The sequence below is a fragment of the Salmonella sp. SAL04213 genome, assembly GCF_046550535.1.
Taxonomy (GTDB): Bacteria; Pseudomonadota; Gammaproteobacteria; order Enterobacterales; family Enterobacteriaceae; genus Salmonella; species Salmonella enterica.
Window position 1 is genome coordinate 71,017 of record NZ_JBGDXS010000014.1, and the last position, 9,116, is coordinate 80,132.

Annotated in this window: 9 protein-coding genes and 1 pseudogene; all 10 read left to right on the forward strand. The window is 57.9% G+C overall.

The window, feature by feature from the left end:
* Window position 1: 1 nt before the first annotated feature.
* Complete coding sequence (gene torC, locus ACLJPQ_RS21375; RefSeq protein WP_001230254.1) at window positions 2-1,186, forward strand: pentaheme c-type cytochrome TorC; 1,185 nt, start codon at window positions 2-4, stop codon at window positions 1,184-1,186.
* A complete protein-coding gene (torA, locus tag ACLJPQ_RS21380; protein WP_080184671.1) occupies window positions 1,176-3,728 on the forward strand; it encodes a trimethylamine-N-oxide reductase TorA in 2,553 nt (850 codons plus the stop codon). The genes torC and torA overlap by 11 nt, the downstream gene beginning before the upstream one ends.
* Window positions 3,721-4,353, forward strand: a complete 633-nt coding sequence (gene torD / locus ACLJPQ_RS21385; RefSeq protein ID WP_000595415.1) for a molecular chaperone TorD — start codon at window positions 3,721-3,723, stop codon at window positions 4,351-4,353. The genes torA and torD overlap by 8 nt, the downstream gene beginning before the upstream one ends.
* 189 nt (window positions 4,354-4,542) lie before the next feature.
* A complete protein-coding gene (locus tag ACLJPQ_RS21390) occupies window positions 4,543-5,943 on the forward strand; it encodes a cytochrome-c peroxidase (RefSeq protein ID WP_000724469.1) in 1,401 nt (466 codons plus the stop codon).
* A gap of 5 nt (window positions 5,944-5,948) precedes the next feature.
* Complete coding sequence (ccmA, locus tag ACLJPQ_RS21395; protein WP_079940924.1) at window positions 5,949-6,566, forward strand: cytochrome c biogenesis heme-transporting ATPase CcmA; 618 nt, start codon at window positions 5,949-5,951, stop codon at window positions 6,564-6,566.
* On the forward strand, window positions 6,563-7,222 hold the full coding sequence (gene ccmB, locus ACLJPQ_RS21400) for a heme exporter protein CcmB (RefSeq protein ID WP_000990036.1): 660 nt from the start codon (window positions 6,563-6,565) through the stop codon (window positions 7,220-7,222). The genes ccmA and ccmB overlap by 4 nt, the downstream gene beginning before the upstream one ends.
* 51 nt (window positions 7,223-7,273) lie before the next feature.
* Window positions 7,274-8,011 carry a heme ABC transporter permease gene (locus tag ACLJPQ_RS21405; protein ID WP_000265996.1) on the forward strand — a complete coding sequence of 246 codons (738 nt, stop codon included), beginning with the start codon at window positions 7,274-7,276 and terminating at the stop codon, window positions 8,009-8,011.
* Window positions 8,008-8,220 (forward strand): heme exporter protein CcmD, encoded by a 213-nt coding sequence (ccmD, locus tag ACLJPQ_RS21410; protein WP_000074110.1) that lies wholly within the window; start codon window positions 8,008-8,010, stop codon window positions 8,218-8,220. The genes ACLJPQ_RS21405 and ccmD overlap by 4 nt, the downstream gene beginning before the upstream one ends.
* On the forward strand, window positions 8,217-8,696 hold the full coding sequence (gene ccmE, locus ACLJPQ_RS21415; protein ID WP_193627521.1) for a cytochrome c maturation protein CcmE: 480 nt from the start codon (window positions 8,217-8,219) through the stop codon (window positions 8,694-8,696). The genes ccmD and ccmE overlap by 4 nt, the downstream gene beginning before the upstream one ends.
* Window positions 8,693-9,116 (forward strand): annotated as a pseudogene (locus ACLJPQ_RS21420) (heme lyase NrfEFG subunit NrfE); the annotation flags it as partial. The gene ccmE and the pseudogene ACLJPQ_RS21420, both read left to right, overlap by 4 nt.

Consider the following 9,116-nt stretch of genomic DNA (forward strand, 5'->3'; position numbering starts at 1 on the left):
TATGCGAAAACTCTGGAGAGCGCTACTCAGGCCAAGCGCCCGTTGGTCGATACTGGCGCTGGTCATTGTCGGGATTGTGATCGGCGTTGCGCTGATCGTGTTACCTCACGTCGGTATCAAACTGACCAGTACGACAGAGTTTTGCGTCAGCTGCCATAGTATGCAGCCGGTGTATCAGGAATATAAACAGTCCGTACATTTCCAGAATGCTTCCGGCGTACGCGCGGAATGCCACGATTGCCATATCCCCCCTGATATTCCAGGCATGGTGAAACGTAAGCTGGAAGCCAGCAACGATCTTTACCAGACATTTATCGCCCACTCGATTGATACCCCGGAAAAATTTGAAGCCAAACGCGCCGAGCTTGCCGAGCGTGAATGGGCGCGCATGAAAGAGAATAACTCCGCGACCTGTCGTTCCTGCCATAACTACGATGCGATGGATCACGCGAAACAGAACCCGGAAGCGGCGCGGCAAATGAAAATCGCCGCGAAAGAAAATCAATCCTGCATCGACTGTCATAAAGGGATTGCCCACCAGCTACCGGATATGAGCAGCGGTTTCCGCAAACAGTTTGATGAACTGCGCGCCAGCGCCAGTACGCATAATGACGGCGATACGCTCTATTCGCTGGATATCAAGCCGATTTACGCCGCTAAAGGCGATAAAGAACCGGCAGGTTCGCTGTTACCTGCTTCTGAAGTGAAAGTCCTTAAACGGGACGGTGACTGGCTGCAAGTGCAAATCGAAGGCTGGACGGAGACGGACGGTCGCCAGCGCGTGCTGACGCAGTTGCCCGGTAAACGTATTTTTGTCGCCTCGATTCGCGGCGATGTGCAACAGCATGTGAAAACGCTGGAAGAGACCACCGTCGCGGCGACCAATACTCAGTGGAGCAAATTACAGGCAACTGCGTGGATGCAAAAAGGCGACATGGTAAATGACATTAAACCGATTTGGGCCTATGCCGACTCCCTCTATAACGGCACCTGTAATCAGTGTCACGGCGCGCCGGACAAAGCGCACTTTGACGCTAACGGCTGGATCGGCACGCTCAACGGCATGATCGGTTTCACCAGTCTGGATAAGCGTGAAGAACGTACCTTGTTGAAATATCTCCAGATGAATGCGTCTGATACCACCAACACGCCGCACAGCGATAAGGGAGAACACAATGAAAAATAAGGACACGCTACACGTCTCTCGTCGACGTTTTCTGGCGCAGCTTGGCGGTTTGACGGTGGCAGGAATGCTGGGGCCGTCACTGCTGACGCCCCGTAGCGCCCGCGCAGCGGATGCCGTTGCGCCAGGCGCCGCGACGAAAGAGGGTATCCTTACCGGCTCTCACTGGGGGGCGATTCGCGCCACGGTGGTTGACGGTCGATTTGTGGCGGCAAAACCGTTTGAACAGGATAAATACCCGTCCAAAATGATCGCCGGTCTGCCCGATCACGTCCACAACGCGGCGCGTATTCGCTATCCGATGGTGCGCGTCGACTGGATGCGCAAAGGTCATCAAAGCGACACCTCGCAGCGCGGTGATAATCGTTTTGTGCGCGTCTCCTGGGATGAAGCGCTGGATCTGTTCTATCAGGAACTGGAGCGGGTGCAAAAAACCTACGGGCCGAGCGCGTTACTGACGGCGAGCGGCTGGCAATCTACCGGCATGTTCCATAACGCCTCCGGGATGCTGGCGCGCGCGATTGCGCTACATGGCAATAGCATCAGCACGGGAGGGGACTATTCGACCGGCGCGGCGCAGGTGATTCTGCCTCGCGTGGTGGGTTCAATGGAAGTGTACGAGCAGCAAACGTCATGGCCTCTGGTTTTACAGAACAGTAAAACGATTGTGCTATGGGGTTCTGATATGGTGAAAAACCAGCAGGCAAACTGGTGGTGCCCGGATCACGATGTCTATCAGTACTATGAACAATTAAAAGAGAAGGTTGCCAGCGGCGCTATCTCGGTCATCAGCATCGACCCGGTCGTCACCTCCACGCACGATTATCTGGGGCGCGATAAGGTCAAACATATCGCCATTAACCCGCAGACGGATGTCCCGTTACAACTGGCGCTGGCGCATACCCTGTACAGCGAGAAACTGTACGATAAAAATTTCCTCGATAACTACTGCGTCGGTTTTGACCAGTTCCTCCCCTATTTGCTGGGCGAGAAAGATGGACAGCCCAAAGATGCTGCCTGGGCGGAAAAACTGTGCGGTATTGACGCCGACACCATCCGCGCGTTGGCGCGGCAGATGGCGGGCGACAGAACGCAAATCATCGCTGGCTGGTGCGTACAACGTATGCAGCATGGCGAACAGTGGTCATGGATGGTCGTCGTGCTGGCGGCAATGCTGGGACAGATTGGTTTACCGGGCGGCGGCTTTGGTTTTGGCTGGCACTACAACGGCGCCGGGACGCCTGGCCGTAAAGGGATCATTTTAAGCGGCTTTTCCGGTTCGACGACCGTTCCGCCAGTGCACGACAGCACGGATTACAAAGGCTACAGCAGCACCATTCCTATTGCGCGTTTTATGGATGCCATTCTTGAACCGGGCAAGATCATTAACTGGAACGGCAAATCGGTTAAATTACCGCCGCTGAAGATGTGCGTGTTCGCCGGGACTAACCCGTTCCACCGACACCAACAAATTAACCGCATAATTGAAGGGTGGCGCAAGCTGGAAACGGTCATCGCTATTGATAACCAGTGGACGTCGACCTGCCGCTTTGCGGATATCGTTTTGCCGGCTACCACCCAATTTGAGCGTAACGACCTCGATCAGTTCGGCAATCACTCTAACCGCGGGATTATCGCCATGAAACAGGTGGTGTCGCCGCAGTTTGAAGCGCGTAACGACTTTGATATTTTCCGCGATCTCTGCCGACGCTTTAACCGTGAAGCGGCATTCACGGAAGGCCTTGATGAAATGGGCTGGCTGAAACGCATCTGGCAGGAAGGGAGCCAGCAGGGAAAAGGTCGCGGTATCCACTTACCGACTTTCGAGGTGTTCTGGAATCAACAGGAGTACATCGAGTTTGATCATCCGCAGATGTTTGTGCGCCATCAGGCTTTCCGTGAAGATCCGGACCTGGAGCCGTTGGGCACGCCAAGCGGTTTGATCGAGATTTACTCCAAAACGATCGCCGACATGCAATACGACGATTGTCAGGGCCATCCCATGTGGTTCGAAAAAATCGAACGCTCGCATGGCGGGCCGGGATCGCAGCGCTGGCCGTTGCACTTACAATCCGTCCACCCTGATTTCCGTCTGCATTCCCAACTGTGCGAGTCGGAAACGCTGCGTCAGCAATATGCCGTTGGCGGCAAGGAGCCGGTCTTTATTAACCCACAGGATGCCAGCGCGCGCGGGATCCGCAACGGTGACATCGTGCGGGTATTCAATGCACGCGGGCAGGTACTGGCGGGGGCGGTAGTTTCCGATCGCTATGCGCCGGGCGTGGCGCGAATTCATGAAGGCGCCTGGTACGATCCTGATAAAGGCGGCGATCTCAACGCGTTATGTAAGTACGGCAACCCTAACGTATTAACGCTGGATATCGGTACATCACAGCTCGCGCAGGCGACCAGCGCGCATACGACGCTGGTGGAAATTGAAAAATATACCGGCCCTATTGATAACGTCACAGCGTTTAACGGTCCGGTCGAGATGGTCGCGCAGTGTGAATATGTACCCGCATCGCAGGGGAATCCGCATGATTAAGCAGCCAGCGCTTGCTCAGGAACAGTACGCCTGCGTATATGCATGGCTGGCGTTACTCTTTTTCCGGGAAGTGGATGATGAAGGGTTAATACAATTACAGTCCGCGGAAATCGCGGACTGGCTGGCGCTGTTAAAGCGTCAGCCTGCGCTGGCGGCGTCGGTGGCGTTACTCGAACAAAAAATTGCCGCGCTTAGCCTGCGCCAGGATGCGCAGCTGGAGCTGGCCGCAGATTTTTGCGGATTGTTCCTGATGACGGATAAAAAATCGGCCTTGCCCTACGCCTCGCAATACCCGCAGCAGGAACCCGGCATGATTAAACATTTATTGCTTGAAGCCGGGATGGAAGTCAACGACGATTTTAAAGAGCCGGCCGACCACCTGGCGATTTATCTGGAATTACTCAGCCATTTACATTTTTCATTGGGTGAATCGTTCCAACAACGGAGAATGAATAAATTACGCCAGAAAACATTGTCGTCATTACTGGAATGGCTTCCGGAATTTACAAATAATTGCCTTAAGCATGATCCCTATGGTTTTTATGCTGCGTTAAGTCAATTATTGTTGGCTATCGTTCGTTTTGATGACGGAAAAGAGGATTTATCCATTGTTGCGGCTGAATAAACCCTGTGACGGGCATCGCAAAATAAATCTTACGATAGTCGGGGGTTATCATATCTATAGGTTTAGCCAATTGTAATTATTGATACCAATCAATATCCATGATGGGTTTGTATTTAGTATTGACGGGCCTCATGAGTAAAAAAATAAAATTTAATTAATCATGCCGCAATACCCCATAAGGATAGTGATATGAAAAAAATTACCCTCTATGCGACAACGGTTATCACCGTTGGGCTGTTATGTTATTTAGGTTTGTCCGGGTATGTATGGTATTACGACAAACAGCGCAGTAAAAAAAGCGATGTGCAGGCCTCGGTTGTGGGTGAAAATAATAAAATACTGGGTTATTTCAGGGAGAAAGGATGTGATTATTGTCATACGCCTTCCGCTGAATTACCTTTTTATTCCTCTTTCCCGGTGGCAAAGCAGCTAATGGATTACGATATCCAGCTCGGCTACAAGTCGTTTAACCTGGAGGCGGTACGGGCCGCCCTGATTGCGGATACGCCGGTGCCGCAAAGCGAACTGAATAAAATTGAATGGGTTATGCAACATCAGACTATGCCGCCAACCCGCTATGTCGCGCTGCACTGGGCGGGGGGCGTCAGCGATAAAGAGCGTACTGACATCCTGAACTGGATAGCCGATCAGCGTGAGCGCAACTATGCCAGCGCCGATACCGACGCCGCGCACCGGAATGAACCCGTTCAGCCTATTCCGCGCAATATTCCCGTCGATGCGAAAAAAGTCGACTTAGGTTTCCGGCTTTATCATGATGAACGTTTATCCGGCGACAGCACAATATCCTGTGCGCATTGTCACGCGTTAAATGCGGGCGGTGTCGATGGCAGAAAAACCTCAATTGGCGTTGGCGGTGCGGTAGGACCAATAAATGCGCCGACGGTATTCAACTCCGTATTTAATATCGAACAATTTTGGGATGGTCGTGCTGCAACCCTGCAGGAGCAAGCAGGCGGACCACCGTTAAATCCTATTGAAATGGCCTCTAAATCCTGGGATGAAATTATTAGCAAGCTTGATAAAGATCCTGTCCTGAAAAAAGATTTCCAGGCGGTTTATCCGCAAGGATTTACCGGGGAAAATATTACTGATGCGATCGCCGAATTTGAAAAAACGTTGATAACGCCGGATTCCGCTTTTGATAAATGGCTACGTGGAGATGAAAATGCGCTGACCGCGCAACAGAAACACGGTTATCAATTATTTAAAGAGAATAAATGTGCAACCTGTCACGGCGGTATCATTTTAGGCGGACGCTCTTTTGAACCATTGGGATTAAAGCGAGACTTTAATTTTGGCGAAATTACCGCAGCGGATATTGGTCGTATGAACGTCACCAAAGAGGTTCGCGATAAATTACGGCAAAAAGTCCCGGGCTTACGCAACGTCGCGTTAACGGCGCCTTATTTCCATCGGGGCGACGTACCGACGCTGGATGGCGCGGTAAAACTGATGCTGCGTTACCAGGTTGGCACCGATCTGCCGCAAAACGATATTGACGATATCGTCGCCTTCCTGGAAAGCCTGACCGGTGTTTATACGCCATATCAACCTGAATATGCGCAATGACAATGATGCTTGAAGCCAGAGATCTGTACTGCGAGCGGGACGAGAGGACGCTGTTTCGCGGGCTGTCGTTCACCGTGGAGGCCGGGGAGTGGGTGCAGGTCACCGGCGGCAACGGCGCGGGAAAAACCACCCTGCTGCGCCTGCTGACCGGGCTGGCGCGCCCGGACGGCGGCGAGGTGTACTGGCAGGGCGAGCCCCTGCGCCGCGTGCGCGACAGCTTCCATTCCGGCCTGCTGTGGATAGGGCACCAGCCGGGGATTAAATCCCGCCTGACGGCGCGGGAGAACCTGCACTTTTTCCACCCCGGCGACGGCGCGCGTCTCCCGGAGGCGCTGGCGCAGGCCGGGCTGGCGGGATTTGAGGACGTGCCGGTCGCCCGGCTCTCGGCCGGGCAGCAGCGCCGGGTGGCGCTGGCCCGCCTGTGGCTGACCCGCGCCGCGCTGTGGGTGCTCGACGAACCGTTCACCGCCATTGACGTTAACGGCGTGGCGCGCCTCACCCGGCGGATGGCGGCGCACACGGCGCAGGGCGGGATGGTCATTCTCACCACCCACCAGCCGCTGCCGGGGGCCGCGGACACCGTCCGCCGCCTGGCGCTGACCGGCGGGGAGGCAGGGCTGTGATGTGGCGTGTCTTCTGTCTCGAACTGCGCGTGGCGTTCCGCCACGGCGCGGACATCGCCGGCCCGCTGTGGTTCTTCCTGATGGTCATCACCCTGTTTCCGTTAAGCGTCGGGCCGCAGCCGCAGCTGCTGGCGCGTATCGCGCCGGGCATCATCCAGGTGGCGGCGCTGCTGGCCTCGCTGCTGGCGCTGGAGCGGCTGTTTCGCGACGACCTGCAGGACGGCAGCCTGGAGCAGCTGATGCTGCTGCCGGTGCCGCTGCCGGCGGTGGTGCTGGCGAAGGTGCTGGCCCACTGGGCGGTGACCGGCCTGCCGCTGATGATGCTCTCCCCGCTGGTGGCGCTGCTGCTGGGGATGGACGTGTACGGCTGGAAAATCATGGCGCTGACGCTGCTGCTCGGCACGCCGGCGCTGGGGTTTCTCGCCGCGCCGGGCGTTGCGCTGACGGCCGGCCTGCGGCGCGGCGGCGTCCTGCTGGGCATTCTGGTGCTGCCGCTGAGTGTCCCGGTGCTGATTTTCGCCGCCGCGGCGATGGACGCGGCATCGATGCATTTACCCGCTGACGGCTATCTGGCGGTGCTGGGGGCGCTGCTGGCGGGCAGCGCGACGTTAAGCCCGTTCGCCACCGCGGCGGCGCTGCGCCTCAGCGTGCAGTAGCGCCCCGGCGCGACGGACATTTTACTGGTTTCAGGAGGTCAGGTGACGACTATGTGGAAAACCCTTCATCAGCTGGCGGCGCCGCCCCGGCTGTATCAGATTTGCGGCAGGCTTGTGCCGTGGCTGGCGGCGGCCGGCATCATCGCGCTGGCCACGGGCTGGGTCCGGGGCTTTGGTTTCGCCCCGGCGGACTACCAGCAGGGGGAGGGCTACCGCATTATGTACCTGCATGTCCCGGCGGCCATCTGGTCGATGGGTATCTATGCGGCGATGGCGGTGGCGGCGTTTACCGGGCTGGTCTGGCAGATGAAAATGGCCAGCCTTGCCGTCGCGGCGATGGCGCCGGTGGGGGCGGTGTACACCTTCATCGCGCTGGTCACCGGCGCGGCGTGGGGCAAACCGATGTGGGGCACCTGGTGGGTGTGGGACGCGCGCCTGACCTCGGAGCTGGTGCTGCTGTTTCTCTACGCCGGGGTCATCGCCCTGTGGCACGCCTTTGACGACCGTAAAATGGCCGGGCGCGCGGCGGGCATTCTGGTGCTGGTCGGCGTGGTGAACCTGCCTGTCATTCATTACTCCGTTGAGTGGTGGAACACCCTGCACCAGGGCTCGACGCGGATGCAGCAGAGCATCGACCCGGCGATGCGCTCGCCGCTGCGCTGGGCCATCGCCGGCTACCTGCTGCTCTTTATGACGCTGGCGCTGATGCGGATGCGCAACCTGATTTTACTGATGGAAAAACGCCGCCCGTGGGTGAGCGAACTGATACTGAAAAGGGGGCACCGGTGAGTCCGGCATTTTCATCGTGGAGCGATTTTTTCGCCATGGGCGGGTACGCCTTTTTTGTCTGGCTGGCGGTGGCGATGACCGTGGCGCCGCTGGCGCTGCTGGCGCTGCACACGGTGCTGCAGCGCCGGGCCATTCTGCGCGGCGTGGCGCAGCAGCGGGCGCGCGAGGCGCGGATGCGTGCCGCACAGGCGCAACAGGAGGCGGCGTGAACCTGCGACGTAAAAACCGGCTACGGGTGGTCTGCGCGGTGCTGGCGGGCCTGGGGCTGACCACCGCCCTGGTCCTGTACGCGCTGCGCGCGAATATCGACCTGTTCTATACCCCCGGCGAAATCCTCTACGGCAAGCGCGAGACGCAGCAGCTGCCGGCGGTGGGCCAGCGCCTGCGCGTCGGCGGGATGGTGATGCCCGGCAGCGTCAGGCGCGACCCGGACTCGCTGAAGGTGAACTTCAGCCTCTACGACGCCGAAGGGTCGGTGACGGTGAGCTATGAGGGGATACTGCCGGACCTGTTCCGCGAGGGGCAGGGGGTGGTGGTGCAGGGCACCCTGGAGAAGGGCAACCACGTCCTGGCGCACGAGGTGCTGGCCAAGCATGACGAGAACTACACCCCGCCGGAAGTGGAAAAGGCGATGCAGGAAAACCACCGCCGCCTGCAACGCGCTGATAAGGACACCTCATCATGATGCCTGAATACGGCCACGCACTGCTGTGCCTGGCGCTCGGCGTGGCGCTGCTGCTGTCCGTTTACCCGCTGTGGGGCGTGGCGCGCGGCGACGCGCGGATGATGGCGTCGGCCGGGGTGTTCGCCTGGCTGCTGTTCATCTGCGTGGCGGGCGCGTTTTTCGTGCTGGTGCACGCCTTTGTGGTTAACGACTTCACCGTGGCCTATGTCGCCGGCAACTCGAACACGCAGCTGCCGGTGTGGTACCGGGTGGCCGCCACCTGGGGGGCGCACGAGGGCTCGCTGCTGCTGTGGGTGCTGCTGATGAGCGGCTGGACCCTGGCGGTGGCGGTGTTCAGCCGGCCGGTGCCGGCGGATATCGTCGCCCGGGTGCTGGCGGTGATGGGGATGGTCTGCGCCGGTTTTCTGGCGTTCATCCTGT

Bases quoted from the DNA above. Each gene is read 5' to 3' on its own strand.
- ACLJPQ_RS21405 (WP_000265996.1), top strand. From the start codon at position 7,274: ATGTGGAAAACCCTTCATCAGCTGGCGGCGCCGCCCCGGCTGTATCAG.
- ccmA (WP_079940924.1), top strand. From the start codon at position 5,949: ATGCTTGAAGCCAGAGATCTGTACTGCGAGCGGGACGAGAGGACGCTG.
- ACLJPQ_RS21390 (WP_000724469.1), top strand. From the start codon at position 4,543: ATGAAAAAAATTACCCTCTATGCGACAACGGTTATCACCGTTGGGCTG.
- torC (WP_001230254.1), top strand. From the start codon at position 2: ATGCGAAAACTCTGGAGAGCGCTACTCAGGCCAAGCGCCCGTTGGTCG.
- torD (WP_000595415.1), top strand. From the start codon at position 3,721: ATGATTAAGCAGCCAGCGCTTGCTCAGGAACAGTACGCCTGCGTATAT.
- torA (WP_080184671.1), top strand. From the start codon at position 1,176: ATGAAAAATAAGGACACGCTACACGTCTCTCGTCGACGTTTTCTGGCG.